This is a genomic window from Mesorhizobium sp. USDA 4132, assembly GCF_056279545.1.
The window spans coordinates 891,031-916,769 of sequence record NZ_JBWCCP010000002.1; the positions used below are offsets into that span (position 1 = coordinate 891,031).

The following is a 25,739-nucleotide window of genomic DNA, read 5'->3' on the forward strand; positions in this document are numbered from 1 at the left end:
CCAATCGGCCGCTTCAGCGGGCTCAGACATCGCATCCGACCGGAATGGAGGTGCGAAACCTCGCATCCGGACGGAATGGTTTCTCACATGCCATGGCGTCGCTGTCTTCCAGGATCAGCACGAAGATTACGTCCCCGGCTTAGGCTCGTCCAGAGCGTCGTCTTCATCATGGGCTGGTGCTCGCGCGGCGGCGATGGCAGATCTTACCACCTTCTCCAGTATTGATATCTCATCTTCCGAAAGCTCCTTGAACAGGTCTTTCTTTTTGTTCGATATGCCACCATTCTGAAGACATAGGCGTACGAACAATGATGCCTTTCGGTTTGGCATATCAATGATCTTGTTCAGCGCCTTGTAACCAGCGTCAAACTCAGTGATGTACGTGATCTCTTCTTTGAGGTCCTTTTGAACGGTGTCCTCGATCTTTTTGTAAATGAACTCGACGTGCTCGGTGGCATCGAAATAACGGAACAAGTGGTCGGTCTGGTTCTTGACCACAATGTTATAGTCTTGATCCCACGCCCACGCCGTTCTTTCCATTACAGGCTTGGACAGATTTTCGAGCGTCGCATCGTAGCCGCGAACATCTCGCACGATGGCAGCAGAAATGGGGAACAGAAAATTGGGAGGAGTGAAGCCTTCGCGTGAAAGGATATTATGCATCAGGAAACGGTGAATTCGACCGTTCCCGTCTTCGAATGGATGAAGATAGACAAAAGCGAAGGCTATTACGGTAGCAGCAACGACGGGGTCTGGGCACCCACGAAGCTTTTTCGTCACCTCACTCCACTGGGCCATAAGGTCGTTGATGTCCTCAGGCTTCGGGCAAATGAAATGTACTTTCTCCTGATCTGGGCCTATGTCTTCGCCGACGAAGTTCTGAAAGTCCCTGAAGCCGTTGGCCGCGTAGCGCTGGTCGACAATGACGTTTTGCAGACTGACTATGTCGTTGACTTTTGCGGGATCGAACGATGCAGTCCCACGCAGCGCCGCCAGAAACCGCTCCGCCTTCTGTGCTGTCGGTTCTTCCCGTTCGATCTCAAAAGACGATTTCGTCTCTTTCGTGAAGAGGTACTGTATGGCGCGTTCCAGGACTTCAGGTTGCGCGTTGTTAACGATGTCCTGGGCGCGGGCGTTCAAGGCAGAAGACCGATAATCTTCTATCAGTTGGGTGGGTTTGACGGTGAAGCACATACCAGGCACTCCCAGCATGTTATCAACCACGCGGTGGCGAGATGAATTACTTCCGTCTGATGCGACGTTCAGTTCCTTGTTCAGGGCGTCTACGTAGCTGCCAGCCGTCGTATCGGGCAGGTCCAACCTCTTGCCAGTGAACCACTCATAAAGGAACCAGGCACGTCTCGAAAAAGCTCCGGTTGGCTCGTCCCGCACCCAATCTTCGATTTCGTGTGGGTCTACTACCTGCATTGTCGCGGCAATGGTCCCCATATCGAGTGTTTCGTTTTTGAGTGCAAACTTCAGGTGCCCGACGGGATTGTCCGGCGGTGCATATATCATTGGGTATTTTTCGGTAGCTCGCCGCCCGTCGATGATTGTTCTTCTGGACGTCGGTCCACACCAAGACTCTACAGAGGGCGGAATTCCATCGATACCGAGGTGATGATATAGTGCGTTTTGGCCTACGCGGATTTCTGTCATATGCACACCTAAGCCAAAAATGGCTAATTTTGATCGACTAAGTATGCCGAGCGGCGTGAAAAAACGCAACAAAATAGCCGAAATCATCCCAATACGCCGAAAAACGGTAACTCGTGCCGAAAAACGTTGAGAAATACCTCCTTTTGTCAAAAAATAAAACTCGGCTGAAGGCGGTGGAAATTATATCGGTGATTGTATTTATCTCTGTTGGACGGAATAGCGCTTTTGTTTATGGCTTTGCGATTGGCATCGACAGCTGGAAAGCTCTTTTACAAAGATAAAACGGAGACCGAGAGGTAGAACGGAAAAGAGAGGCCTTTCGACCTCCCTTCCCGTATTTCGTCAGCTGATCCCTGACTGGTAGTATTCGCCGCTTATCGGCAGGCCCTACCAAGCGCTCGCTCAGACCTGTGCAGTTATGTGCCACACCTGATATTTAGAGACCGTGAGGCGTAAGCACGGTCTCGGTATCTCTACCGCTGATACTTAAGCGGCTCCATGGCGTGAATTTATCAAGGGTTAGATGCCACTCAAGACGCAGTACGCCCCAGCAATATCGGCTCCCGTTCGTGGAAATCACGTCAGCAGCGGTCGAAATGGACACGCCAGACGACGTAATATCGTCCACAATCACTATCGACGCGTTCTGCAGATTCGGGGCGCCTTAGCACAAGGCTTCGAGTTGTGCTTTCACTGTCAGCCAAGTGCCGCGTTTGTCGCACCATGCAGCACGTACAGCGGCCTGAAATGGCTTCTTCCAACCGGGGATGAACCGTTCAATGGCATTGCCACCTGGTGGAAGCGGTGCCACTGCGAGAACACGATCAATGTCACGATTGTCCCGCAGCTTGCCCACGGCCTCATAAAGCGAGGTTTTACCCAGCGGCTTCTCGTTGCGGCGCTCGCCGACTTCCTTACGGGCACGGTCGAGTAGGGTCACGCTTGGCCAACCGCCGTCCCGGCACAGCTGATTGTAGTGGTGGTGTATTCCAGCATCCAGTGAGCCTTTCCCACCTGGTAGGCGGTCAAGCTCATCGCGCTTCCCGGAAGCACGACCTCGGAATGTTTGCGGGGCTCCAGATGCACGGGACGAAGGCGGCCGACGCTGCAGAGCCAATCGATCTGACAGGAGGACAGCCACAGAGGTGTCTGGTAGCGCGTATCCAGCCGCGTCAGGCGTCGCGATGTTTGCGGAGCCCCGTTCTTCGTCCAAGCCTCGGCCGCATAGACGCTGTAGGTGCTATGATCGCCGTCTGTATAAATTGCGAACTGGTCCCCCGGGATGATGTCCTGGGCGGGAGCATCGGCATGATGGACCGGCGTCTGGGCAATGTTCCACTGTTTCGCCGTCAGCAGGCGCATCGATCCCTGCAGTAAGAATTCGAAATTCTTCGAACTGATCGTCATGCCATCCCCTCATAGACCATCGCGTCCAGCGTCAGAGGCATGCCGAGATCGAGGCGAACCTCGCCGCGCATCGCCAACTGCATGACCGCCGTGAAGATCAGGTTCGTTTCCTCAAGCAGCACCGGATCGTCATCATCCGACCAGCGTACGGCCTGACGTGCGAATGTGGTCTGGTCGGAGATCGTACGGATGGTGGTCGGAAGCTTAGAATTGCGAATGGTCTCACGGGCATGCGCGAGCGACATCGGCAACGTGCCTTGTGGGTCCACATCAGGCGAAGGTTCGACAGACGAGGCTCGATCCGGATGGAACGTTCGTCATGGAAGGCATAAGCGCAACCCAGTTCTCCCTCGAAATGGCGTTTCCGCTCGGCAACACGCCGCCAGAACGGGGTATCCGCCTGTTCATTCAGCGTGACGTAGTCGATGAACAGGACGCGGTCATCGCGCAGCATGATGGCTATATCCGGGATATGGTTACGTTTGACCGGCATCTTCCCGTCATGGGTAGACCAGCACGCGACCTCCATGGGGTAGGGCGACAGCTCAGGCGAGCGCTCATTGGCGGTCCATTGGGTTGATGTAGGCCAGCCTTGAACTTAACGACAACAAGGCGACGACCGCGATGGGCTAAGCGGACCAAGCGCCTCGTTCGGTAGTACAGCATTCCAGGAGGTACTCCAAAAGCCGCAATAAAAGCCGCGAGATAGTCTCTCCGGTAAGTCTGAAGTCCGCATGCAAACAGATCGAGCGTCCGTTGAGGCCGCTTATCTTAGGTGACGCCAACACCTTCGACGAACCCAACGCCAAGTCCGCCAACTTCTAAATTGAAAGCGATCCGCCCGGGTCTCAGGTGACAGAGGCGATGCCGAGATCGGCAGGATCAGGAACGGTCTGTCGCAGTATTTCGTCGACGCTGGCGCGACTGCGCACCGATCCGCCGGCTCCTGCAATCTTGGCTGCCACAGTGAACGTCAAGCGTTCTGCCGAGGCTTTGACCGCGGATTCCATTTCGGCGATACGGCTGTCGTGTGCATCCTGACGCGGACCCGGTGGCCGTTTCGGTTCGTCCAGCCTGCCATCCTCGATCGACTGCGATAATGACCTGGCAATCGAGAGCGGGATATCAGACGCGGGCAGCGGGTTTCTATCTGGCGGATTGGTTCCAAGCTCAAGCAATGCCGGATCTTTCGTGGCCAGGGCGGGCACCGGCCGTGGCGCAACGAAATCGACTTCAGGCACTGGGGGCGGGTGCCTCAGAGAAAATTCCGCCGCGTTTTTGAACGCTGCAATTTCGTGAAAACGTAGCTTTCCTGCGTATATCGACGGCTGTCCCTCGATCAACAGGATCATTCGTTCTGAAGGCAATTGCCGAACTTCCTGCGGCATCATCAGATCGCGTTCGCGGATCTGCTCGACTTTCGTTCGACGCGGTAGGCCCATCAGTTCGATTGTCCGCGATTCCGACTTGTAGCGGATCGTTTTCTTTCCCAGTGCACGCGACACATATTCGGCCGTCGCCTGGTCGTTGGCACCAAGGATAAGTTGGACGCCGCAATTGCCAAGCAGGGAGTGCCGTGCGGTCTCGCCGTATATTTCGTCGAGATTTTTCAGATCTTGAACGATGAAGGCCATCTTGATGTTGTAGCCCGCCACGTAAGGCAGCTTGTTCATGATCTCGTCCATCCGCTTCAATTGGCGGAACTCGTCAAGCAGGAAATAGGCGGGCAGGGCGCTCGGATCGAAGTCACGGGTGAGGAGGTCCATCGTCTGTTGGACGAACAGCGTCAGGAGAGGGCGCAGAATGGTGACGTCGCTGATGTTCGGCGCAAGGTAAATCGTCACCGGGCGCCGGCGCATCGACGCCAGATCGATATCTGTGACGGTGGTCGCAGCGATGACGCGCTCGTTTCGAAATGGCTGCATCGCCTTCTGGATGTCGAGCAGTGCCGATCGCGCCGCCCGCTCGTTCAACGAAATATAGGCATTGAAGCTATCGGTCGTGAAGCGCGACAGGTCCGGTTCGTTTTCCTTGATCAGCTTCATCAGCACCTGAAGATCGACGCCGGCATTGAAGATCGCGTTGACCTCGCCGAGGTTCCGGCGGTTCTTGTAGTGCTGGCTTTCGAGCACATAGCTGATGACGCCGGCAATCACCTGCTGCGCCGTTCCCTGCCAGACCGCATTTTCCGAGCCGATGGTCTCGGGGATGAGGGTGCTTGCCATGTTCTGGATGTCGATCGTGCGACTGCCGCGGTCCTGCCGGACGAAGTCCAGCGGGTTCCAGCGGTGGGTCTTCTGCGCCCCGGGCGAGAACAGAAAAACCTGGTTTCCGGTCGATTTGCGGTAGCCCGCCGTATGTTGGTAGATCTCACCTTTGAGATCCGTGACGATCATCGAACCGGGAAACATCAACGCGTTTGGAATGACGTAACCGACGCCCTTGCCGGATCGGGTCGGGCCAATGATCAGATGATGCCGGTCGTCCAGGCGGCGCAGGATCTTGCCGCCGATCCGTCCGAAGATGTGCCCGTCTTTGCGAAACCACTTTCCACGCCGGATCATAGCAACATCCTGGAAGGCGGCATCGCCGAGTGGGTTCGATGGTCGTCGCAGGCCGAACACTCCGGCTGCCACCGATATGGCGACGGCGGAAAGCAGCGCGCCAAATGCCGCGATCTGCAAAGGCCGACTGTCGGAATAGAGCATCAGCTGTTGGATCGGCGCGAAGGGATTTTCGCTGACCGTCAGCTTGAGGATGCGGCTGTCCTTGAACACGAACTGCAGGATCAGCGCGTAGCCGATCATCCAGACGGCCAGCGCGATCAGGCAGCAGAAGAAAAGATAGGCTGCAAGGTAAGCGCGACTCATGTCGCCCGCCTTGCGAAATAGATCTCGGAGACGCCCCGGCGGCCTCCGTCCCGGCGCAGTTGGATGACGATCGGGATGACCATCTGGATATACGTCATCAGGTCCTGTTTCGAATACCCCGACGACATCCCCGCCTGCTGCATCATCATCGCCAACTGCTCGTAAGCGCCGAGCGGCGTGTCGGCATGCACGGTCGACATGCTGCCGGGATGGCCAGTATTGATGGCCCGCAGAAAAGCGAACGCTTCCGAACCCCTGATCTCGCCGACGAACAGGCGGTCGGGCCGCATCCGCAGCGAGGCCTCCAGCAAGGACTGGATTGTCACCTGCGCCGTTCCCTGGTCGCCGCGGGAGGCGAGCAAGTGAACGGCGTTCGGCTGCGGCGGAAACAGTTCGCGGGTGTCCTCCAATGTCAGGATCCGCTCGGATGGATCGATCGTTTTCAGGCAAGCGTTGAGGAAGGTCGTCTTTCCCGTCGACGTGCCGCCGCTGATCAGGATCGACACACGTTCGCGAATGGCGGTCTGGATGAAGTCGTAGATTTGTTCTCCCTCAAGCAGATCGATCAAGCGGCGTTCAACGGCGCTCAGGCCGCCCATCGCGACGGAAACCTTGTCGAGCGATCCGCTGTCGCGATAATGCTCGAGGGTAAAATCGCTGGTGACCTGTTTGCGAATCGATATCGCGCCACCGTTGGCGGCCGCCGGCGGCAGCACGATCTGGATGCGCTCGCCGGTCGGCAGGGCGGCGCTGAGGATCGGATTGGCACGGCTGATAAACTGGTGGGTGACGCCAGCGACGCGCTCGCCGATATTTTCGATCTCATGGGCGGTCAGTGCCGGAATATGATGGTACTGCATGGCCTCAGTGCCAAGACGCTCGATATAGACCTCGCCCGGGCGATTGACGGATATTTCCACGACCGCGGGATCATCGAGGAAGACGCGCAGCGGCTCCAACGCGCGCTCTAGGAAATAGTAGGGGCTGATCTCAGCGGCTCTGATCTTGGCGAAGGCCTCGCTCATGCTTGATCTCCTTGAGGGCTTCCTGGACGGGGTCCGGATACATGGCTGAGAAGTCCAGATCCTGCCGAACGTAGACGAAGATCCGCTCGCCCTGATGGACGCTGATGGTCGGCGGGATTTTCAGGTTTTCCGCCAGCGCCTGGTTGGCCATGTCCGAAAAGGTCTGAGCGATGGTTTCGCGCGCAAGCTCGGCGGCACGGTCGGAATCGGACGAGCCGTTGCCGTTTCCGCCGCTCGAATATTGGCCGCTGCCGTAACCCGTAAGATAGCTTGATCCGGCGCCGACGATCGACAGCAGGATTGCCGAGCCGAAGCGTTCCCGCCATTTGTTGTCGACCAGGCCTGTCAGGCCCGAACGGCCGAGGCCGTCGGTGCCGATGCTGTTCAGCCGTACCGACACGCCATCGTCGCGCAGAAGACGCGTCCAGATGACGAAGATGCGCTTCTGGCCGCGGGTGACCTCCGATTGATATTCGCCGATCAATCGCGTGCCCGTCGGGATCAAGACGCGCCGGCCATCGAATGAATAGACGTCATGTGAGGTAATGGCACGGATCTGACCGGGCAGGTCGCTATTGATGGCGGTTTCCAAGATCCCGGGAATGAGCGTGCCTTCCGGGATCATCGCATCGATCCGATCGATCTGCCGCGCTTTCGCGGATCGGTCTCCGATCGCCGAAGCGGAGGCAAGGAACTTGCTGTTGCGGTCCTGACCCGCGACAGTCGGCCGATCGCCGTCCTCTCCGGACCCGAGCGCACCCTGAGAATTATCTGGTTTGGCCGAATCGACGACGATCTGTTTCGACAGAAAGCGCTTGGGGAATTCTTCGGGTTTTTCGGGCTGCAGTTGTTGCTGAGGCGTCGCAATGACCGCGCCGGGCGGCGGAGGCACGTCGAACGTCGTGGCATCCGGCGGCGCAGGCTTCGGCGGATCAGGTGGAGGATCCGGCAACTTGATCACCGGCGCAGGGGGCTGTTCTGGCGGTTTTTGATTGTCGCGCAGAAACGACGGCGGTCGGAACGTCGTCGTCGTGAACTCCTCGTCGCCTTTGACGCTCTCGGGAAGGCGCCTTGTGGGTGAGAAGACAACAACATAGGCGAGGGCGGCGCCCCCGAGCAGAAGTGCCGCGCTGCCGAGGAATTGCCGACGCCGGGCGCGACTGTCCCTGACTGCGGTCTCGTCGCTGGTGAGCATCGCTTCGAGTTCGGGAGACCGCTGCATCAGTTTCCGCTCCTCCTGCGTGTCGTCGCCTGTTCGTCATGCGCCGGCCCCATGATCGCCGGATCAGGTGCTCCGAAATCGGGCTTGCGGAGATTGAAGATGCAGGTCCAGGCGTTACCGTCGCGCAGCGTGTACTGGGTCGCTGTGCCATCGACGACGATGTAGTCGCCCTCGCGACGAAAATTACGCAATGTCTCGCTGAAGTCGGAATTCACCGCGAAGATCGCCGGCACTTTATGACCGAATTTGAAGAACGTCTTTTTCCCGTCGTCGAACACCATCAAGGGCTTAAGGCCTCCGTCGCCGGAAAACGAATAGTCGATATTGACGTTCGCCTTGTCGATCCCGGCGATGTTGGGATTGGCGGCGCGCGCCTCGGCCTCTCTGCGCAGCGACGCATTGAGGTCTTTTTCCAGATAGATGAAGCGGATGCCGAAGATCTTCTTCCCGTCTTCGGGCGCATAGTCGTTGAGTTCGAGATAGTAGATCCGCTTGGTGGTCACGACGTTCATATTGGTGGTGACCTGTTTCGCCTTCGGCTTGACGAACAGGATGTTGCCCTTGTCCGTTGGCACCACGTCCCAGCTCTCGGTATCTCCAAGTGCCACCGTCTCGAACTTCTCGTCTTCGTCGAAGATAATCATCGTCGAAATGCCATAGGTGGCGTAGACGCGGACCACGTTGTTCGGTTGATAAACGACGCTGGTCACCCGCGGATCGAGACGGCCGGCGGCCGGTGTCTGCGCGGCAAAAGATCCAATGGGTGTGACCAATGTCATAAACATCGCAAGGGCGACGGCACGCTTCAGCATCATCGGCCGCCCTCGGTCACGGTTTCCTGGTCGCGCCGGTAGTCGTAGACCTGAAAGCCAAGGGGGTTTTCGAAGCGCCATTCGTTGGTGGCCGGCGTGTCCGTATATCGGTAGCGCACGACCGCGATCCAGTGGCGCGGGATGGTCTCGGCTTCCGATTGTTCGACGGTCGTGAACCTGACGATGCCGGTGCTGGCATTCGGAAAAGTCACCGAAGCAATCTCTGTCGTGACCCGCTTGTCGCGACCATAGACGCGGGCCGGGTTCTGCAGGTTGGCAGCGCTGTAGAGATCCTGCAGTTCGCGTGCGGCATTGCCGGTCGACAGCAGCGCCGCGATCCCGAAATTCTGCTCGATGGCATAAGGATCGTAGCCCTCGCGCGAGCGGATATAACGGACGATGTTGGCCTGGGTAATGGCCTGTTGTTCGGTTAGATTGGTCGGCCGTGTCAACCCGGTCTTGACCTCGACATAACCGGTATTCCTGTCGACCTCGACGATATAGGGCTCGAAACTCTTGAGGGGCACGAGCATGGCGAGCGTCGCCAGGCTGACGAGGGTGATGGCCCCGAAGATCGAGGTGACGAACCAGGCGAGGGCCCGTGACCGTTTCGCCCGCTTGACGATCTCCTGCTCCCAGATGTCTCCGCTCTGATAATATGTTCGAAGGCGATCGTCGTTTGTCCCTGCCATTGGCCTTGTTGCCCTTTGTCTGTCGTTCTCGGCTCAGGCCGGCGTGCTGTTCTGGGTGATCTTGGTCTGCATCGCGGCCTTCGTACCTGACGGATCGTCGTCGCCACCGCGGTCGCGCCGTTGGGACTGCAGCGCCCGTCCAGCGCGATAGGTCGAGCGTCCGGCCGCTGTAGTTCCGCGAAGGGCGCCAAATCCCGCCCAGCGGATAACCCTCGACGCCGTGTCGCCGACCCCGGCGCTGATGCCGCCGGCAATGCCCTGGCCGATCGACTGAATGTAGAGCATCACGAAAGCGCCTGCCGCGCACAGAAGCAGGAAGCCGGCGATGTCAGCGAGCGTCAAAGTTCTCGAGCCGCTGGCGGCATCGATCTTCGAAAGCTCGGGGTTCATCGCGGCGATCAGGAAGGCTGCCACGACATAGATGAACAGCGGGATCAGCGCATAGGTAAGCACCTGGTTGAACCAGCCGACACCGTAGTTGCGGGTTTTCTCGAACAGCATACAGGCTATGAAGATCGGCGCGGTGCCGATCAGCACCCAGAGCATGACCTTTGCCAGAATGAGGATAGCGAGTGCGACGGCGATGAATATCCCGGCGCCCACCATGATCAACACGCCGATCATGCTCGGCAAGATCGAGAAATAGCCGGATTGCTCGGCGAATGCCGAGGCGGCCTGGTTGGCGGTCTTCCAGATCTGCGAAAGCCCGTTGGTGGGCTCGGTAATGCCGGTGCCGGATGCAGCGAGAATCGCCCGGCCGACATCCTCGGGAGTATCGTTGATCCAGTGGTAGAACAGGTTATTGAAGTTTGTCCACGAGCCGACAAGAGCCAGGATGATCATCATCCGGGCGAGGCGGCCGACGATCTCGCCGACACCGATCCGCGCGGTCCCGAGGAAAAGCTGCAGCCCGTAATAGGCGACGTAGATCACCAGCATGACCTGCAGTAGCGGCATGATCTCCTGCCCGACGACCGTATAGGCCTGCTCGGAAAACGAACTGCCGGAATCCTCGATGCGCTGCAGGAGATCGCCAAGGAAATCTTCCATAGGAACTCACTCCAGCCCAAGAGCCGCAAAGGCGGCCGCAGGATCGTTGACGGCGTGCATCGGTCCACAATCGGGGCGCGGATCATTTGCATAGGCTGAGAGATCCGACGGCCGCTTGCACGGCGCCGCCTTTTCCTTGACCGTCCCGCATCCGCCCAATAACGCCGAAACCGCAATGATGCCGATCGCGACGCTCACTCGAATGCCGTCAATTGCCATAGGCGAGGGCTTTTTTGCTGTTGGAGATATCGGTGAGGCGGCGCTGGTTTTCGGCCTGCAAGGATGTCACCGCGCCGTTCATCACGCCGATCATTTCGTTGAGCGTCAGGCCGGACTGAACCTGCAACTGCGTGTTCTGGTCGATCGAACCCTTGATGTCTTGCGACTTGCCGATCTGCTGGCCGGCAGCTTCGAAAGCCCTACGTCGTGTCTCGGTCGCCTTTTGCGCGCCGTTGATAAGGGCGGAAACGCCGAGCACGGTATTCACCAGTTGCTCATAGGATTTGTCGCTGGCGAGGTCGCTATTGTCCTTGCCCGACAGCGATTTCACCAGTTGCAACCCGTTGATGAACGTGGTGGCGACCTTCGAGACGTCGCCGCTCATGCTACCGAAATCGGGAACGCCGCCCTTGATCAGGCTGTCTAGCGACGGCATGGAAGAGACACTGAACCCTTGGCCGATCGCGAGATCCTGCAGCGGCCCCGCCGTGCTGCCACGATCACCGGTCACCGCCTTCAGGGTGTCCTCGACCGTGGTCAGGATGTTCTTGTTGGTGTCGAGGATCTTGTCGGTCGTGTCCGCCGTCTGTTTGGCGATCTTGTAATTCTGCTTGTCGATCACCGGCACGTCGGCATGGGCGAGGGACGACGACAGGACGGTGAGGGCAGCTATGAAGGACGTACGCTTCATGACGGGCTCCTATTGGGGTTGCAGCATGAGCTGGATGTCGGCTGTTTCTTCGCGTTTTGCGATGCAGGCCTTTTGCTCGGGGTCCCACACAAGACCTTGCCGTGGATCGCAGAGGCCGGTGGTATCGCGTGGAGGATCGTCGCCGTTAACGCCCGCAGTCGATCGCGAAGTGCTGGAGACATCCGACGTCGTGACAGCGTTGCGGGAATTGATGAGGTCTGCCATCGCGGCGCCGAGCCTGATGACGTTGTTCATCATTTCGAGATTGGCATTGCGCGCGGTCGAATTGTGGTCCCAGCTGTCCTGGATCGTGCCCGTCTGCAGGCCCGCCAGCTGCTGGTACCAACTCGCCACGTTGCCGAGGCTTTCGGAGGTGGCCCTCGAGGTGCCCATGGCGTTCAGGGTCGAATCGCGCATGCCGGAATAGGCAGTCCCACCGCCGCCGTAGTTCAGCGGGATGCCGGACTTGTCGGATCCACCAAAGGCGGGAAGCCAGTCCCGGGTAATGCTGCGAACGTAGCCTTGGGTTTCCTTGAACGGCGGAATGCCGCCATATTTGCTGACATTGCCTGGCCCGGAATTATAAGCCGCAAGTGCGAGGTTGGTGTCGCCGCCGAATTTGCGCAGCTGTTGGTTCAGGTAGCGCGCACCGCCGCGCAGATTGTCCTCGATGTTGTTTTCGTCGACTCCAAGCTGATCTGCCGTGCCGGGCATCAGCTGAGTCAGGCCGGTCGCGCCGGCGGAGGACTTGGCACACGGATTAAATCTGCTTTCCTGGTAGATGAGCGCCAGAAAGAGGCTTTCATCGACACCTTCCTCCTGGGCGATACGACGTGCGAGCCCTGAGATCTCGGCATTCTGCTCGGCAGCGCCGACGGGATCGTTCCGTCGCGCGGGGCGGTAGATCGAGCAGGTGACGGATGTGTGGATCGTATGGCGATCCTTGTCCGTTGTCTCGATTTTGCTGGTCGCTTTGTCACGCGCCGTGTCCGCATTGAGGATCGTGTTGTCAATCACGGGAACATCGGCAAGTGCAATTTTGGGTATCGCTGCGACCAAGGCGGCGAAGGCGACAGGGGCGAAGACGCGAAGCGTTCTCATGCTCAAGCCTCCCAACCACAGAAGCGGGGCAGCCAGGCCGATGGATCGTCTCCGAGTTCCTCCCGCAGCCGGGCGCATTCCTCGATGGTGTCCTTGCGGCCGGAAAGAACCTTGATCACGTCGGGCATGGTGCCGAGATCGAGACGAGCGATGACGCTGTCATTGCCATGCTTGATCAGGAAGGCGCGCTTTTCCGGCGGCGTGGTTCGGATGAAGTTGAACTCCTTCACCGTCAGGCCGAAGCGCCGAATGTAGCTTTCCTCGTCGGCGCGGGGATTGGGGAAGTGGATATTCGTCGCCGACTGCTCGATCAGCGTATGTGAGGCCGGCGCCCGGGCGATATCGGCGGCCGACTGCGTTCCGAAACCGACGATGCCGTTCAGCTTGCGGATGGTCTTCATCTTGTCGACGATGAAGTCGCTGAAGGTCGGATCCCGCAGCAGCCGCCAGCCCTCGTCCATGAAGATCATCACCGGCGTGCCGTCGAGGAGTTCGTCGAGCCGATGGAAAATATACATCAGTGCCGGCGTTCTAAGCTCCTCATTGTCGAGGATACTGGTCATGTCGAAGCCGAAGACCTGTCGATCGGAGAAAGAGAGAACGTCATGGGTCGCGTTGAACAGCCAGGCCTTCTCGCCATCGATCCATGGGCGCAGGCGCGCGCTGAGATCGTTCGGCCCGGCCCGCGAGCGACCGATCAACAGCCCCGACAGGTTGGCGAGGTTGCGCTGGGCGGTCGGCTCCTGCATCAACCGGAGAAGGGCTCGCTCCAGGATGTCTTCCTCTTCCTGATCGAACCCTGCCGCCTCGCCGCGCTGGAGCATCACCTTCAGGAGGCGAAGCAGGAACTCGCGGTTTGGGCCGGTGTTCTCGATCTGCAGCGGATTGAAACCGGCCGATGTTCCCGGCATCAATACTTCGTAAGCGCCGTTCATCGCCCGCACGAATATTTCGCCGCCGCGATCCTTGTCGAAGAACACCGCCCTCGGTGTCGGAGAAACCCGAAACGCTTGCGCCAGAAGGAAGGTGAGGGCGACGGTCTTGCCCGAGCCCGTCGGACCGGTGACCAGGAAATGCCCGATGTCGCGCCGATGGAAGTTGAACCAGTAAGGGGTCTGGCTGGTGGTCTCAAGGATCGTGATCGGCGTCTTCCAATGGGTGCCGTCCGTCTGGCCGGTCGCGAAATTGTGCATCGACGACAGGCCGGCGAAGTTGGCGCTCGAAAGCAGCGCCTTGCGCGCGATGTAGGAATGGTTGCCGGGCAGTTGTGCCCAGAACCCGGCCTCAAGGTTGAGGTCCTCGCGCAGCCAGTTCACGTTCATGTCCGTGAGGCAGGCGCCCAGATCGGATACCGCTTTGTTGACACCCTCGACGTCACGCGACAGGCACAGCAGTGTCAGATGATGAAGGCCGAACACCGCCTCCTGGTTCATCAGGCTGTTGAGGGCGAAATCGATATCGTTCTCGACATCGCTGCCGGCTTCGTCGGATGCCGCAATCTGGCGTTTCAGACGTGATATCCGCTCCTGCGCGATCGGCTTGTCGGTGATCGTGAAGGATTGCGTCAGGATGAACTCATGATTCATCTGCAGGAGGCCGTCGAGCATGCCTGGCCCAGTGAACGGCGGGTACTCCTTGATCGAGAGCATTGCCCCGAAGCGGTCGTCTTCGCGAGCTGCTCCTTGAGCCTGCAGTGTGCGCCGGGAAAAATGCAGTCGGGAGCTGCCGACGTAGCCGGCGATGCTCATGCGAGGCAGGCGCATCCTGCGCGGAATGCCGCAGGTGAGCACGGAGTGGAAAAATTCGCAGGGCTCGGAATAGGGTTCATCGTCGCGATAGACGATCTCAAGCGGACGCGCACCATACTTCTGAAGGTCGCGGCAGAGATTGCCGACCAGTTCTTCAAGTTCGCTGACGGACTCTCGGAGTTGACTGTCAACCGCATCACGTGTTCCGGCTTTGTCGAAAAGTCGGCGCACCGTGTCCCCAGCGGCGAGTGCGCCGCGCATGCCTGAGCGCAAGACGCTGAGGTAGAGCTCGTTCGTGAACATGCGCTTGTCGCCAAGCTCAGCCAGGTAACGACGATTGAGGAGGTCGGCGAAGGGAGCATCGAAATTGCCGTCGAGACCCGCCTCCACCTGCCTACGGATGACGGTCGACCAAAGCGAGAAACGGCTGGAGCCGAGTGCGCGGATCATCGTATTCTGGACCACCGAGCGCATATTGAGCTCGGCCTGGTCCTCGGTCTGGAAAAACAGACCGTTCAGTCGGATGATCGAAAGAAGCGCACCGTTTTCGAGTTTGATCACGGTATCGGCCACATGTCGAAGATAAGGGATATGTTTCGACATCGATCGCTCGCGAGCGGCCGCGGCTCCAAAACCCAGTTCTTCCTGGATGAGCTTCAGCATGGTCAGGGTCCGTAGGAGTTTGCACCCCAGAAAGACTTGTTCGGGGTTTTTGGCGTCATGCGCGTTGCGACCTGCAACACGTCGAGGATACGGCTGTCCCAGGTGCACAGGGTGAAGAGGACGAGATAGGCGAGCGGGGCGGTCATCAGCGCCCAGACCGTGTTGGTCGCGAGCCAAGCAATGATCGTCAGGCCGATCACCACGACCACTGCCATGTAGGGGACGCCCCACAAGGTCGGCGACCGGGTCAGCCCGATGATCAGCGGCGTGAGCGTCGGCTTGTCGTCCGAGAACTCGGTCATCGCTCAGTTTCCGACCGTGGACATCAGTTGGTCGACGATCGCGGGCGCGCCAAACACCAGACCGATACCGAGAACGACCGCGCCAGCCGTGAACCAGCTCAGACGCCCGGCAAAGGCGAGAAACCCGAGTCCGATCACCGCGATGATCGCGACCAAACGTCCAAATGGGCCGGTGATGAAGTCGACGACTGCCTGGACCACAGTCTGCAGCGGTGCGAAGGCCTGGTTTGTTGCCTGTGCCATCGCACTGTCGGCGGAGAGCGCGTGCGAGGTGGCAACCACGGCGATCATCGTCGTCAGACGGATTGCGCGTTTCTGTCGGGCAGACAGGGTGATGCTCATTTTAAATCTCCTTTGTTTCAGAAATGCATGACGCCGTTCACGAACCGGCTGCCTTTGGCGCCGAGCACGTCGCTGACCTGGTCGCTGGAAATGGCAGGGCGCGCTCCGGCAGGACCGCGTCGGTCGGGCGCCTTCGCGTGGGGCAACCCCAGGCCGAGTTGCCGATTGATGACCGAGGCCACATAGCGGACCGTTTCCGGATAGGGTGGCACGCCGCCATTGTCGTAGATTGCCTGGACGCCGGCATTGTAAGCGGCCGCGGCAAGCAGCGGATTTCGGAATTCGTCGAGAAGTGCCTTCAAACGACGGACGCCGGCATCAATATTGGATGCGGGATCGCAGGCATCGGTGACACCTAACTCGCGCGCTGTATCCGGCATCAATTGCATCGGCCCACGAGCGCCGGTGGGGCTGTTGCGAGTTTGATCGAAACGGCTCTCGGTCCACGTGATCGCCTTAGCGAAATCAGCATCGACGCCATATGCATCGGCTGCGCGCCCCACCAGAGCTTCGATTTGCGCAGGGCTGAGAGGGGAGGGTCCGCAGTCTTCCCATGCGTTCTCTTGTCCTGGAGATGAATATAATGTGTTCACAACGGGGTGGGAATTTTCGGTGAGTCCTGGATATGACCGGCCGGAGTTCCCCGTTGCAAAGTCACCTGATAGAGAACCTGATGTATTCGGTTCTGATCCGCCTGCTGACCGGTTAAGCCTTCCCGATCGATCGAGGAGAAATTCGACAGGCGGTGACGGGGAGGGGCGGTCCTTCGGATAGGCGGGTACGCCGCCAGTCTGAGCAACTTCTGACGAAAATCTCGTCGAATCGAACGCATGAGCCGATTGCGGCGAGAGTATAAGCAGTGGCAGGGACGCCAAGGTCGCGATCGTCTTCAAAGCGAAGAAACCCTCTTATACGCCCCGCTTCCTCATCGCCATGGTCGATTCGAGCGGGGATCTGCACCGTAAATATTGCTTGTACATGTTACCGAATGTGTTCATAGTTAGCGCGAAAAATTCGAGTCGAAAAGTCAGAAAATGCACTCGGTGGAAATTTAATGCAAACACGAAGGGTAACGCTTCCTCGCCGAAGCCTCATATGTCTTTCTGCTCTGCTGACAACAGCCGTCCCGGCTTTGGCCGGAGGAAAAGTCGATCCGGCTTATGTCAAATCGCTGGCTGCGCCCGGAAAGTCGGTTCTGGTGGTCGAGTACTATGATCCGGGCGGGAAAATCGTCGACCGGAAGGGGTTTGCCTCGGCGACCGGATTCGAGGTTCGCTCGCCCGTCGATATTGCGGTCGACGCGAAGACCACGTTGCACCTCTACGGGCTTCAGCCCTGTACCGGCGATATGGTCAATCAAAAGGAAGGGTTCGCCGGGTCGTGCAGCGACTATGCGCGACAGCAACTCCACACCTTGGTGAAGGCGGCGAAGGTCGTTTTTTGTCGGGCGTTTCTGACCGAGAAAAATGCCGCCACGCAGGATGTCACGTGCTTCGGCTATTATAACTATCCGGGGGCGCTCGACGCTGTCGACAATATCGAGGAGCAACTCGTTTCGCTCGGCGCCTTGCGGCTCTCAAAAAAGCAGGATGGCAGCTTCTTGCGCCCTGACCTGGAGGCGGCCGAAAAAATCGGGCGGGGCGGCTTTGGAATGTGGGCCGATCCGAGAGTTCAGCAGCAATGACGGGCCGGCTTCCGCGCATCGTGCTGGCGGCTTTTCTCGCTGCCTTCCCGGCAAGCGGCGCTCCCGCAGGTTATTTCGACTTCGGACCCAACGTCACCTTCGAAACGGGTGACACCTGGATTTCCGCGGGCCGGCGCTACCGCATCTATGGGCTGCAGTCCTGCTTGCGTCAGACCTTCTACACCGATCGGTCGGGAAACAAGCGAGACTGCGGTGAGGCATCGATCGCCGTCTTGGGTGCCTATGTGAGAGACACGCATCCGCTTTGCGCTCCGGTTGCCACGCAAGCTGATCTGACATTCGTGACCTGCTACGCCACTGTCGGCGGCGAACGCCTTGACCTCGCGATGATGATGATCACGGAAGGCTTCGGCTTCGCCAGCCTCAGCAGCGACGGCCTGCCCGTATATCCCACCTATGCGGTTGCCGAGCAAAAGGCGCGAGAAGCCCGGCGTGGTCTATGGCAATTCGATGATGTCCAGCACCCATCTATCCTTCTGAGCCACGCGGCGAAAAACGCGAGGATGCAGAAATGATCCGAACGAGAACTGTTGCACTGCTGATGCTCACGCTGCTGCCGAACGCATCGAGCCCTGCGGACTTTGTAAGACCTGCACTCCAGAGTGCTAAGTCAACCGACCGGCCGATTGCGCAGAAGATCGAGGGCAAGGTGACTGTGATTGATGGCCGGACGCTGTGGTTTCCGGCTTCCCACCTTTTGGTGCGCCTTGCTGGGATCGACAGTTGCGAACTTCCGCAATGGGCTTTTGATCCGAACGCGACCGATCCCCGCAGCCTGGTTCTCGCCCCGGTGCCATGCGGAGCCCTGGCAAAGGCGTGGCTCAAAAAAATAATCTCCGGGAGACGCGTCGTCTGCACTGTCAACTCCAACCTGACCGAGAACCTGCCCGGCGCAACCTGCGTCGTCGATGGACGCGACCTCGCTCTAGACATGATCGGCGTCGGACTGGCGCGCGTGGACGATCCAAGACGGGTTCCCGAGCGGTATCGCTCCTCGCAACGTTACGCGATGGCTGCGCGCTATGGCATGTGGGCGACCTACTTACTCGACTTGGCAGAGTGGCGGCATAAGGCGGTCGACAAGACGCTGGGTCGCCGCCCCGCGGCCGATCGAAACCTGTTGACCACGCGGCAGAGCGAGATCTCGCCGCCATTCATCGACGCTCGCCGCCAGCCGGCGCGCCGAGACCGCTAATGATTGCACCTGATGAAGGATCCTTTCCGTGAGATATCTCTTAGCATCCTTGCTCGCCTTCTCCGCTCTCCTCGCCCATGCTCCCCAAACGTTTGCGAGCGAATGGGGCTGCGAAGTGCTGCTTTGCGCAGCGTCTTCCAGCCCGCCTTGGCAAGGGATCGAAAGTTGCCACCCACCAATGGAGAAGTTGATTTCTGCGATGAAGAAGCAGGGTTTCTCCTGGCCGACCTGTCCCGAGGGCGGTGCGGGAAAACCGGGCTATGAGCCCTATGCCGACTGCCCTATGGGCTGGACGCCGACCGCCAGCGGTGATGGCAACGGAGACCTTTCTCGCCAGGAGTTCTCGAGATGCATGCGCCAGATCACGAGTTGCGAGAGCGGATCCCGATTGTCTCGCTTTTCCGACAGCGGTGGCAGCGTTACGGCGGGGGACATCACACGGCACTACCGAGGTGACAATTCCTGCAGCTACACGGAGTTCCAGGATCGACCGCGTCGATCGGACCCCTATTTCTTTGACATCAGGGATCAGGCCACGGGTAAGGACGAACGACATTGGTTCGCTTTATCAACACACTAGTTTGTGCTGTTAAGACGCATTATCCGCGTTTTTTACCGCAGATCGATAGCCATCCGGCACCAGCGTGATGTATGAACGGGCGTCGCATTTTGGGTCGGTGGATGATGGCGGAAGATTTGGATAATCACATTGCGGAATTGGAATTGGTCAAGACGACCGATCCTGACAACGAAAAGCCCGTCTATCGCAGACAGGGCTTCGATGGAATTTCCACCTTTGACGAGTTGGATAACAAACTGGGCGAGCAACTGCGGCACTGCCGCCAGGAAAAGGGATTGAGCAGAGCCGATATGGCAACCCTCGTTGGATTGAGCGAGCAGGTCTACGGCCGCTATGAACGCAATTCCTCCAAGATGACGGTGAGCCGCTTGATTCACCTGAGTGAGGTGCTCGGTGTCTCGCCTCTGGCGATGCTGTACCCCACAGCACCCCAACTATGGGGGAAAACGGAGATTGAGGCGGAAGCCCGCATCCGGATCATGGGCTTGTTGGAAAACCTCCCGAGCGACACGATGGAATCCGTCGTAAAGCTGCTTGAAACGGTCCACGTCCTTCAGGAAAAAAACGCAAACTCTTAAGCCTTGGGACCGCCGTAGAGGATGTGATCGAGCGACAGCATTAGCCGTGCCATCGCCTGGTCATCCAGGAACGTTTCGGTTTTCGCGAGCAATAGCGTGAAATAGAGCAGCTTAGTCCTGCCCGCCGGCATTGGAAGTGGGTTTGAAGTCTAACAGCCGCTCGCGCAGCGATTGCTCTTCAAGTGTGCGTATTGTGATTTCCTGCTTGTCTTCGATCGTGGGATGCGACCTGGCTTGCAGATTGTCGATCGTTGCTATGACCTGGGCATGCTGGGCCAAGAGCGCCCAGAAGTCATCGGTTTCATCATCCATGCAGTATCTCGAAATGTAGCCAGCGCGCGCGGATGCAGTCGAGAGCGTGATGCAACGAACGCAGGTAGTGACCAGGTTTGTCGATTTCCGTAACCGCCCATTTTGGGTCTGGCCGGTCCAGTAGGTCTAGGCGCGGCCTTTTATGGTCTGACGTCCGGGGCAAGAGCTTAACTCTCTCAGTAGTCCGATCGACTGCTAAGCCATGAATGTCTGCAGCAAACCCCTGGACGTCGTAAGCTCGATATTGGAAGATCAAGCACTAAGCTGCCTATTTCACGGCTGCAGACCAACGTCTAAGACCCGTCAGATTTTGGCGGCGCCTCACCTGCATGAATTACAGCTCACGGTAGAATATCTAAAAATATGACTGTAGATCACGTTAAGTTGAGCTAGGCGCAATCTGTACTTGTGGTGACGGTTGCAGCGATCGGATAGAGCAATCGCGCCATGCGTTCGACGCCCCCCATTCGACCAATGGCATAGCATTTTCTGCTCGAAGCCGGAGATTTCGCAATAGACGCCAGATGGTTAGCAAAACCCCCCTCAAAAACTTCAGCTATTACTTCTTATTCAAGAACACTACCAGAGCAAAATCGTTGGTTGCAAGAGAGGCATATATCAATATCTCCGATATATCGAAGAAATCGGCACGAAATTAGATAATTGACGAAGCGATTTGTAGCAGGACTACTTTTCCGTGCGTGTAGTGGAGGGCACTCCGGCTGCGCAATCCAGATAAACAGGCATTTCAATTTTATGCAGGACAGCGATCTCTATCCGACAGCGCCGGACAAAGCGGCGGAAGCTTATCACCGAATCAAGGCTGCTCTTTATCGTCATCGACATCGCCCCGGAGCTTTTTTAAACATCCGCGTATTGGCGGCAAAAATGCGAGTTAGCCCCACGCCTGTTCGTGAAGCTTTAATCCGGCTAGCGGACGAAGATATTATTGGATTTACGAGAGGACGCGGATATGTCGCGAAGGCACTTGACCTGGAGGAGGTGGCCGGCGACTACGAAATGGCGCTGACCATGGCGAGGCTTGCGATCGAAAGAGATCCTTCCGCGCCTTTCCAGAGCGTTTCGGATCTTCGGCCGGATTTCGCGACAGACGTGCGTGGGTTGGATGAGGCCGAGGCGGCCTTGGCTGCGTCCTACGTCGAAAACTTGTACGATCGGATCGCCATCCTTTCTGGAAATGTTCGCCTAATCCGAAATATGCGACAGTTCAGCGACCGCACGACACATATTCGCCAATTCGGTTTGATGTCGGCTCCGCCCTTCTTCTCCCTCGTGAACCAGATGAGTATGTTCGAGGACGCGATGATTGCTGGCAATCGGACAGCGGCAATCGCGATCCTCGAAGACCAAATCCGGAGAAAGATCAGGGGACTTCAGGATCTTATCAAAGAGCTAAATTTGCGAGCGCAGCAAGCTCGGGTACCGCTTGAGGATTTGCTGTGATCCTTCGGTCACGTGACTAACAATCCTTGCCATTTCGAGTCGCGCGAGCAACCGGAGGCCACTGCTCCGATGGGAGGAACGCAACGTTGGACCAATGCATCCAGCGTATTGTCAATGGAATGCGTTGGTGGTCATTTGATTATTCCGAACTGCTGGGCAGGTGGCACGGTTGAGTGTCGTTCTGGCAATCGAAGAACTGAGAAATGCGCGTCACATGGCGGTGTCGGCCGCACAAATTCCATTCCATATTCGCGAAAAGCTGACCACGATGCCTTGGAGGATGCCGTAGTGGTCATCACGCCGGTAGAAACTCGCCGCCGTTCACGTCCAGGATCGCACCGTTGATGAAGCCCGCCGACGCAGATGTCAGGAATTCGACGGCTGCCGCGACATCGTCAGGTTGGCCGAGCCGGCCCGCAGGGATCCGGGCAAGCGCTGCCCGATTTGCAGGTGAGTCGCTCGGCATGGTCATCTCTGTCAGAATTCGGCCGGGGGCGATCGTATTCACTGTCACGCCGCGACCTGCATATTCGTTGACGAGCGAGCGCGCCAGCCCAGCAAGGCCTGCTTTCGAGGCGACATAACTCGCGCCGGCGATGCGCGGCATGGTGCGGGCAGCGACCGACCCGATGAAGACGATGCGGCCAAAACCCTGTGATGCCATGGCCGGAACGACCGTCTGGCAGCAAACCATGGGTCCTGTCAAATTGACGGACAGGACGTCGTTCCATTCGTCGAGGGCAATCGCATCGAACCGCGCCGGAGCGCCGTTTCGCTTTGGAGTGTATCCTGCGCTGCAGATCAGTACCGACGGGGCGCCCCAGCGATCTATGACCATTCGAACGAAGCGGGCGATCGCCCCGACGTTCCGTATGTCGACCGTTTCGGCGATGACATTGTCCCCGTCGGAATAGCTCGTGAGCAGGGCTTTTGCCTCGTCCACGCGATAGCTCTGCTGGCTGAAGACGGCCACCCGATGGCCTGACGACAACAGCCTCCGGGCGCAGGCGAGCCCGATGCCTGATGTTCCGCCGGTGACAATGGCAATTGGCGAGACAGAAGTCGGCATCACGCGGCCACCTCAAGTCCGGCAAACAGCGACAGAGCCGGGAAAGCATCTGGGTCTGTCATGATTTCGACCAGCAGGGGGCCATCCGTCTCGAACGCCCTGTCCAGCGCTGCGGACACATCCGCTATCGAGTGTGACCGTACAGCCGGGCAACCGCATGCCTCGGCAATCTTGACGTGGTCAACGTCGTGAAAGTGGATGGCGCTGGTATATTCGCCGAATTTCACGGTTTCGGCGTGCTTCTGAAAGCCAAGTATCCCGTTGTTCAGAAGAAGGATGGTGACGGGCAACCTTGAGCGCACCAGTGTCTCGAGTTCGGCCCAGCTGTGGGCGAACCCACCATCGCCGACGACCGCGATAACGCGCTGCCCAGGCCTTGCGGCTTTTGCACCGAGTGCGAGGGGCAGACCCCAGCCGAGGCCGGCAAGGCCACGCGGCGCAAGGAAGCGCATGCCGGCTCGCAGCGATCGCAATTGCCCGACGATCCACATTGATGAATAGCTCGCGTCTGCGACCACGATTGTCTGCGCGGTCATTCGTTCTTGCAGTTCCTTCATCACCGCTTCAGGCCGGAGCGGTCGCCCGTTCTGCTCCACCAGCGAGAGACGGTCCCGAGCAAAGGCCGACCAGGCTTCTGCGATGGCGGCTTCCAGTCCGCGCCTGTTTTTTCTACGGGTTGAGAGATCGACCTTCTTCAAGGCGATGCAAAGCGATTTCAGCGTTTCGGCCGCACTACCGACCAGTCGGATGGCCTCGTAGTTCCTGCCGATCTCGACCGGATCAATGTCGATGTGAACGATAGTCGCAGTCGGCGGGATCAAGCGCCAGCTGTCGGTACCATTCTGGTTGCTGCGGGTCGCGACCATGACGATAAGGTCCGCCTCCTCGAGGAGCCGACGTGTCCGTGCACCTAGCGACAGGGGTCCCATCAGCGTCATCGGCCCCGCGGACAGGGGATGGAACTCGTCTACCGCGCCCTTCCCCATATTGGTTGTAAAGACGGGCAACGAGGCGAGGTCCTGCAGGTGCGCCAGGGCATGCGGTCCATCGGCCGCATGAACGCCACCGCCCGCGATGACCAAAGGGGCTTCTGCCCTGGCAATTCGTTCGGCGAGGTCGATGATCTGCTCATCCGACGGTCGAAATTTGTCCAGCGGCCAATATCCGAGATTTGCGCTTCGTCGAACCAGTGGCGCTGCCGCCCCCTGCCGCAACAGGTCGGCCGGGAGGAGCAGCACCGCAGGCCCTGGACGACCTGACGCTGCCGCCGTGAAGGCCATGTCGATATAGTCGTCGATGCGGTCCTCGGTCACGACGCGCCGGACGAATTTCGAGCATGATTGGAAAAGAGCGATATGGTCGAGCTCCTGGAACGCGTTGCGGTCTGCCTGGTCCCGCTCCACTTCCTGAACAAGGGCCACGATTGGAATGCTAGCCTTTAGCGCTTCGGCAAGCGGCGGTACCAGCAAGGTCGCGGCCGGTCCGTTCTGCGCGGCGACGACGGCCACACGTCCGGACATGCGGGCGTAACCGTCGGCCATGGCACCGCCCATGTTTTCCTGGCGGTAGGAAATCTGACGGATGCCAAGCGCTTCTGCGGCGAGGATCACCGCCGAAGGGAGGCTCTGGCCAAAGATGACCTCAACGTCATGGCGGCGCAGCGCCAGCGCTGCGCGCTGTGCGACAGTCTCAAACTCACTCGTCATGTTGAAAATCCTGGGTGTCGAGAAACTTTTCGAATGTGTCCGCGACGAGATCGACGTCGCTTGTGTTCATCGCAGTGGAGAGGGACGAGGCGGCACCTTTCGGCATCAGCACGCCATGGTCCTTCATGAAATAGTCGAGCCTGGTCATCGCCCGGTTTTCCTGTGAACTGAGGAACGCCTCTCGATACTCGGAAGGAGCCGCCGTTTTCGGGTGGATGCGGAAAAGCGAGGCGGAGCCGGACACGCTGAACGGCGCCCCGGCGTTCTTGATCGAAGCTTGCAGCCTCGCCCGCAGACCCTCGCCAAGCGTTTCAAGACGATTGAAATTGTCTCTGGTCATCGCCCGCATCGCCTCAAGGCCAGCGACCATGGAGACCGGGTTTGCGGAAAAGGTTCCTCCCTGCGACAGGAGTGCGGTCCCGAACACCGCCATAGAGCCTCGTTTTCCGCCGATCGCACCGATCGGAAATCCGCCGCCGATGATCTTCCCCATCGCGACAAGGTCAGGATCAAGACCGAACCGGGCGGATGCGCCTTCATAACCCTGCCTGAGGTTCAGGACCTCGTCGGCAACAATCAATATCCCGTTTTCCCTCGCCACCCGCGTCACGGCCTCCAGAAAGGCCGGGTCCGGCGCCATGAGCCCGGCTCGGCTCGGCATGGGATCGATGAGGATACATGCAAGCCTCGATGCGTTCGCCTTGATCCGGCTAACGGCGGCCTCGATGTCGTTGAACCGCAGAACGACAACGTCATCCAAGACCACGCTTGGCTGGCCGTTATAGGCAGGGACCGGGCAAGGATTGTCCGGGGGGCCCCAGGTGATCGGGCTTCCCATCTGGCCGACTTCCGCCCAGTCATAGGCGCCGTGATAGGCGCCTTCGATCTTGGCAACACCTGGCCGGCTCGTCAGGGCGCGAGCCGCCTTGATCGCAAACATCACGGCCTCGGTGCCAGTATTGACGAAACGGACCTGCTCCACCGCGGGAACTCGATCACACAGAAGCTCAGCCAATGCGATCTCATGGACCGTCGGGTTCGAATAGCAGGTCCCATCCCGCAAGGTCCTGGTCACGGCATCGACGACAGGTTCGAACCCATGTCCGTGGATCAGCGTCGTGAAATTATTGTTGAGATCGAGGAATTGCCGGCCGTCGACGTCATGCAGATGGGCGCCCTGGCCCCAGCCGATGTAGTAAAGGCCGGGATCCCGATCCACCGTGTTGCGTGTGATGCCTCCCGGGAAGACCCGTGTGGCCCTTTGTGCGAGTTGCGCAGAAATTTCTCCGGGCGAGCCGCCCGGCCTTGGTATTGCCAGTTGCATGTT

Annotated in this window: 27 protein-coding genes; 6 read left to right on the forward strand and 21 right to left on the reverse strand. The window is 58.8% G+C overall.

The features are described 5' to 3' along the window. Positions 1-126: 126 nt before the first annotated feature. The 4 genes from ACZ9IU_RS26905 to ACZ9IU_RS26920 form a co-directional block, all read right to left on the reverse strand. Positions 127-1,746, reverse strand: a complete 1,620-nt coding sequence (locus ACZ9IU_RS26905; protein ID WP_080719352.1) for a Fic family protein — start codon at positions 1,744-1,746, stop codon at positions 127-129. Positions 1,747-2,323: 577 nt separating this feature from the next. Further along, entirely contained in the window at positions 2,324-2,599 is a 276-nt protein-coding gene (locus ACZ9IU_RS26910) for a hypothetical protein (protein WP_157885309.1), read from the reverse strand. Next, positions 2,596-3,066: a hypothetical protein gene (locus ACZ9IU_RS26915; RefSeq protein ID WP_040124872.1), complete on the reverse strand. Its 471-nt coding sequence runs from the start codon at positions 3,064-3,066 to the stop codon at positions 2,596-2,598. The genes ACZ9IU_RS26910 and ACZ9IU_RS26915 overlap by 4 nt, the downstream gene beginning before the upstream one ends. Next, a complete protein-coding gene (locus ACZ9IU_RS26920; protein WP_040124871.1) occupies positions 3,063-3,311 on the reverse strand; it encodes a hypothetical protein in 249 nt (82 codons plus the stop codon). Before ACZ9IU_RS26920 ends, ACZ9IU_RS26915 begins: the two co-directional genes overlap by 4 nt. Positions 3,312-3,385: 74 nt before the next feature. Here ACZ9IU_RS26920 and ACZ9IU_RS26925 point away from each other — a divergent pair, with 74 nt between their 5' ends. Next, positions 3,386-3,646 (forward strand): hypothetical protein, encoded by a 261-nt coding sequence (locus tag ACZ9IU_RS26925; RefSeq protein ID WP_040124869.1) that lies wholly within the window; start codon positions 3,386-3,388, stop codon positions 3,644-3,646. A 268-nt stretch (positions 3,647-3,914) separates the two neighbouring features. On the opposite strand, the gene ACZ9IU_RS26930 is transcribed toward ACZ9IU_RS26925, so the two are convergent. The 13 genes from ACZ9IU_RS26930 to ACZ9IU_RS26990 are packed head-to-tail and all read right to left on the reverse strand — an operon-like array spanning position 3,915 to position 16,396. Next, positions 3,915-5,936, reverse strand: coding sequence for a type IV secretory system conjugative DNA transfer family protein (locus ACZ9IU_RS26930; protein ID WP_040124868.1), 2,022 nt, complete (start codon positions 5,934-5,936; stop codon positions 3,915-3,917). Next, positions 5,933-6,961, reverse strand: coding sequence for a P-type DNA transfer ATPase VirB11 (gene virB11 / locus ACZ9IU_RS26935; protein WP_051900499.1), 1,029 nt, complete (start codon positions 6,959-6,961; stop codon positions 5,933-5,935). The genes ACZ9IU_RS26930 and virB11 overlap by 4 nt, the downstream gene beginning before the upstream one ends. Beyond that, positions 6,927-8,183: a type IV secretion system protein VirB10 gene (gene virB10 / locus ACZ9IU_RS26940; RefSeq protein ID WP_040124867.1), complete on the reverse strand. Its 1,257-nt coding sequence runs from the start codon at positions 8,181-8,183 to the stop codon at positions 6,927-6,929. The genes virB11 and virB10 overlap by 35 nt, the downstream gene beginning before the upstream one ends. Beyond that, positions 8,183-8,962 (reverse strand): TrbG/VirB9 family P-type conjugative transfer protein, encoded by a 780-nt coding sequence (locus ACZ9IU_RS26945; RefSeq protein ID WP_437179076.1) that lies wholly within the window; start codon positions 8,960-8,962, stop codon positions 8,183-8,185. Before ACZ9IU_RS26945 ends, virB10 begins: the two co-directional genes overlap by 1 nt. A gap of 32 nt (positions 8,963-8,994) precedes the next feature. Next, a complete protein-coding gene (locus ACZ9IU_RS26950) occupies positions 8,995-9,687 on the reverse strand; it encodes a VirB8 family type IV secretion system protein (protein WP_040124865.1) in 693 nt (230 codons plus the stop codon). 33 nt (positions 9,688-9,720) lie between these two features. Next, entirely contained in the window at positions 9,721-10,737 is a 1,017-nt protein-coding gene (locus ACZ9IU_RS26955; protein ID WP_040124864.1) for a TrbL/VirB6 family protein, read from the reverse strand. A gap of 6 nt (positions 10,738-10,743) precedes the next feature. Then, positions 10,744-10,956, reverse strand: coding sequence for a hypothetical protein (locus tag ACZ9IU_RS26960; RefSeq protein WP_040124863.1), 213 nt, complete (start codon positions 10,954-10,956; stop codon positions 10,744-10,746). Beyond that, positions 10,946-11,647 carry a type IV secretion system protein gene (locus ACZ9IU_RS26965; RefSeq protein WP_040124862.1) on the reverse strand — a complete coding sequence of 234 codons (702 nt, stop codon included), beginning with the start codon at positions 11,645-11,647 and terminating at the stop codon, positions 10,946-10,948. The genes ACZ9IU_RS26960 and ACZ9IU_RS26965 overlap by 11 nt, the downstream gene beginning before the upstream one ends. Before the next feature lie 9 nt (positions 11,648-11,656). Beyond that, positions 11,657-12,748 (reverse strand): lytic transglycosylase domain-containing protein, encoded by a 1,092-nt coding sequence (locus ACZ9IU_RS26970; RefSeq protein ID WP_040124861.1) that lies wholly within the window; start codon positions 12,746-12,748, stop codon positions 11,657-11,659. Positions 12,749-12,750: 2 nt separating this feature from the next. Next, on the reverse strand, positions 12,751-15,159 hold the full coding sequence (locus ACZ9IU_RS26975; protein ID WP_040124859.1) for a VirB4 family type IV secretion/conjugal transfer ATPase: 2,409 nt from the start codon (positions 15,157-15,159) through the stop codon (positions 12,751-12,753). Between the two features lie 2 nt (positions 15,160-15,161). Next, entirely contained in the window at positions 15,162-15,461 is a 300-nt protein-coding gene (locus ACZ9IU_RS26980) for a VirB3 family type IV secretion system protein (protein ID WP_040124857.1), read from the reverse strand. A gap of 3 nt (positions 15,462-15,464) precedes the next feature. Further along, on the reverse strand, positions 15,465-15,803 hold the full coding sequence (locus ACZ9IU_RS26985) for a TrbC/VirB2 family type IV secretion system protein (RefSeq protein ID WP_040124856.1): 339 nt from the start codon (positions 15,801-15,803) through the stop codon (positions 15,465-15,467). A 17-nt stretch (positions 15,804-15,820) separates the two neighbouring features. Further along, positions 15,821-16,396: a lytic transglycosylase domain-containing protein gene (locus tag ACZ9IU_RS26990; protein WP_498957847.1), complete on the reverse strand. Its 576-nt coding sequence runs from the start codon at positions 16,394-16,396 to the stop codon at positions 15,821-15,823. 461 nt (positions 16,397-16,857) lie between these two features. Between ACZ9IU_RS26990 and ACZ9IU_RS26995 the strand changes: the two genes are divergently transcribed. The 4 genes from ACZ9IU_RS26995 (at position 16,858) to ACZ9IU_RS27010 (ending at position 19,861) form a co-directional block, all read left to right on the forward strand. Further along, positions 16,858-17,487 (forward strand): hypothetical protein, encoded by a 630-nt coding sequence (locus tag ACZ9IU_RS26995; protein ID WP_040124854.1) that lies wholly within the window; start codon positions 16,858-16,860, stop codon positions 17,485-17,487. Continuing rightward, complete coding sequence (locus ACZ9IU_RS27000) at positions 17,484-18,023, forward strand: thermonuclease family protein (protein WP_051900494.1); 540 nt, start codon at positions 17,484-17,486, stop codon at positions 18,021-18,023. The genes ACZ9IU_RS26995 and ACZ9IU_RS27000 overlap by 4 nt, the downstream gene beginning before the upstream one ends. After that, a complete protein-coding gene (locus tag ACZ9IU_RS27005) occupies positions 18,020-18,703 on the forward strand; it encodes a thermonuclease family protein (protein WP_244447561.1) in 684 nt (227 codons plus the stop codon). The genes ACZ9IU_RS27000 and ACZ9IU_RS27005 overlap by 4 nt, the downstream gene beginning before the upstream one ends. Before the next feature lie 681 nt (positions 18,704-19,384). Beyond that, a complete protein-coding gene (locus ACZ9IU_RS27010; protein WP_244447560.1) occupies positions 19,385-19,861 on the forward strand; it encodes a helix-turn-helix domain-containing protein in 477 nt (158 codons plus the stop codon). A gap of 111 nt (positions 19,862-19,972) precedes the next feature. Here the strand turns inward: ACZ9IU_RS27010 and ACZ9IU_RS27015 are convergent, their stop codons facing one another. After that, positions 19,973-20,173 (reverse strand): hypothetical protein, encoded by a 201-nt coding sequence (locus ACZ9IU_RS27015; protein WP_498957815.1) that lies wholly within the window; start codon positions 20,171-20,173, stop codon positions 19,973-19,975. Between the two features lie 756 nt (positions 20,174-20,929). Here ACZ9IU_RS27015 and ACZ9IU_RS27020 point away from each other — a divergent pair. Continuing rightward, positions 20,930-21,637 (forward strand): GntR family transcriptional regulator, encoded by a 708-nt coding sequence (locus ACZ9IU_RS27020; protein WP_080719349.1) that lies wholly within the window; start codon positions 20,930-20,932, stop codon positions 21,635-21,637. 295 nt (positions 21,638-21,932) lie between these two features. Here ACZ9IU_RS27020 and fabG read toward each other — a convergent pair whose 3' ends face one another. The 3 genes from fabG to ACZ9IU_RS27035 are packed head-to-tail and all read right to left on the reverse strand — an operon-like array spanning position 21,933 to position 25,736. Beyond that, a complete protein-coding gene (gene fabG, locus ACZ9IU_RS27025) occupies positions 21,933-22,706 on the reverse strand; it encodes a 3-oxoacyl-ACP reductase FabG (protein WP_040124850.1) in 774 nt (257 codons plus the stop codon). Further along, positions 22,706-24,412: an acetolactate synthase catalytic subunit gene (locus tag ACZ9IU_RS27030; protein WP_040124848.1), complete on the reverse strand. Its 1,707-nt coding sequence runs from the start codon at positions 24,410-24,412 to the stop codon at positions 22,706-22,708. Before ACZ9IU_RS27030 ends, fabG begins: the two co-directional genes overlap by 1 nt. Then, positions 24,402-25,736 carry an aspartate aminotransferase family protein gene (locus ACZ9IU_RS27035; protein WP_080719348.1) on the reverse strand — a complete coding sequence of 445 codons (1,335 nt, stop codon included), beginning with the start codon at positions 25,734-25,736 and terminating at the stop codon, positions 24,402-24,404. Before ACZ9IU_RS27035 ends, ACZ9IU_RS27030 begins: the two co-directional genes overlap by 11 nt. Between the last annotated feature and the right edge of the window lie 3 nt (positions 25,737-25,739).

Bases quoted from the DNA above. Each gene is read 5' to 3' on its own strand.
- ACZ9IU_RS26955 (WP_040124864.1), bottom strand. From the start codon at position 10,737: ATGGAAGATTTCCTTGGCGATCTCCTGCAGCGCATCGAGGATTCCGGC.
- ACZ9IU_RS27035 (WP_080719348.1), bottom strand. From the start codon at position 25,736: ATGCAACTGGCAATACCAAGGCCGGGCGGCTCGCCCGGAGAAATTTCT.
- ACZ9IU_RS27000 (WP_051900494.1), top strand. From the start codon at position 17,484: ATGACGGGCCGGCTTCCGCGCATCGTGCTGGCGGCTTTTCTCGCTGCC.
- ACZ9IU_RS26960 (WP_040124863.1), bottom strand. From the start codon at position 10,956: ATGGCAATTGACGGCATTCGAGTGAGCGTCGCGATCGGCATCATTGCG.
- ACZ9IU_RS26995 (WP_040124854.1), top strand. From the start codon at position 16,858: ATGCAAACACGAAGGGTAACGCTTCCTCGCCGAAGCCTCATATGTCTT.
- ACZ9IU_RS26985 (WP_040124856.1), bottom strand. From the start codon at position 15,803: ATGAGCATCACCCTGTCTGCCCGACAGAAACGCGCAATCCGTCTGACG.
- fabG (WP_040124850.1), bottom strand. From the start codon at position 22,706: ATGCCGACTTCTGTCTCGCCAATTGCCATTGTCACCGGCGGAACATCA.
- ACZ9IU_RS27030 (WP_040124848.1), bottom strand. From the start codon at position 24,412: ATGACGAGTGAGTTTGAGACTGTCGCACAGCGCGCAGCGCTGGCGCTG.
- ACZ9IU_RS27005 (WP_244447561.1), top strand. From the start codon at position 18,020: ATGATCCGAACGAGAACTGTTGCACTGCTGATGCTCACGCTGCTGCCG.
- ACZ9IU_RS26945 (WP_437179076.1), bottom strand. From the start codon at position 8,962: ATGACATTGGTCACACCCATTGGATCTTTTGCCGCGCAGACACCGGCC.
- virB10 (WP_040124867.1), bottom strand. From the start codon at position 8,183: ATGCAGCGGTCTCCCGAACTCGAAGCGATGCTCACCAGCGACGAGACC.
- virB11 (WP_051900499.1), bottom strand. From the start codon at position 6,961: ATGAGCGAGGCCTTCGCCAAGATCAGAGCCGCTGAGATCAGCCCCTAC.
- ACZ9IU_RS27015 (WP_498957815.1), bottom strand. From the start codon at position 20,173: ATGGATGATGAAACCGATGACTTCTGGGCGCTCTTGGCCCAGCATGCC.
- ACZ9IU_RS26915 (WP_040124872.1), bottom strand. From the start codon at position 3,066: ATGACGATCAGTTCGAAGAATTTCGAATTCTTACTGCAGGGATCGATG.
- ACZ9IU_RS26930 (WP_040124868.1), bottom strand. From the start codon at position 5,936: ATGAGTCGCGCTTACCTTGCAGCCTATCTTTTCTTCTGCTGCCTGATC.
- ACZ9IU_RS26905 (WP_080719352.1), bottom strand. From the start codon at position 1,746: ATGATTTCGGCTATTTTGTTGCGTTTTTTCACGCCGCTCGGCATACTT.
- ACZ9IU_RS26950 (WP_040124865.1), bottom strand. From the start codon at position 9,687: ATGGCAGGGACAAACGACGATCGCCTTCGAACATATTATCAGAGCGGA.
- ACZ9IU_RS27010 (WP_244447560.1), top strand. From the start codon at position 19,385: ATGATGGCGGAAGATTTGGATAATCACATTGCGGAATTGGAATTGGTC.
- ACZ9IU_RS26975 (WP_040124859.1), bottom strand. From the start codon at position 15,159: ATGCTGAAGCTCATCCAGGAAGAACTGGGTTTTGGAGCCGCGGCCGCT.
- ACZ9IU_RS26965 (WP_040124862.1), bottom strand. From the start codon at position 11,647: ATGAAGCGTACGTCCTTCATAGCTGCCCTCACCGTCCTGTCGTCGTCC.
- ACZ9IU_RS26970 (WP_040124861.1), bottom strand. From the start codon at position 12,748: ATGAGAACGCTTCGCGTCTTCGCCCCTGTCGCCTTCGCCGCCTTGGTC.
- ACZ9IU_RS26980 (WP_040124857.1), bottom strand. From the start codon at position 15,461: ATGACCGAGTTCTCGGACGACAAGCCGACGCTCACGCCGCTGATCATC.
- ACZ9IU_RS26920 (WP_040124871.1), bottom strand. From the start codon at position 3,311: ATGTCGCTCGCGCATGCCCGTGAGACCATTCGCAATTCTAAGCTTCCG.
- ACZ9IU_RS26925 (WP_040124869.1), top strand. From the start codon at position 3,386: ATGGAAGGCATAAGCGCAACCCAGTTCTCCCTCGAAATGGCGTTTCCG.
- ACZ9IU_RS27020 (WP_080719349.1), top strand. From the start codon at position 20,930: ATGCAGGACAGCGATCTCTATCCGACAGCGCCGGACAAAGCGGCGGAA.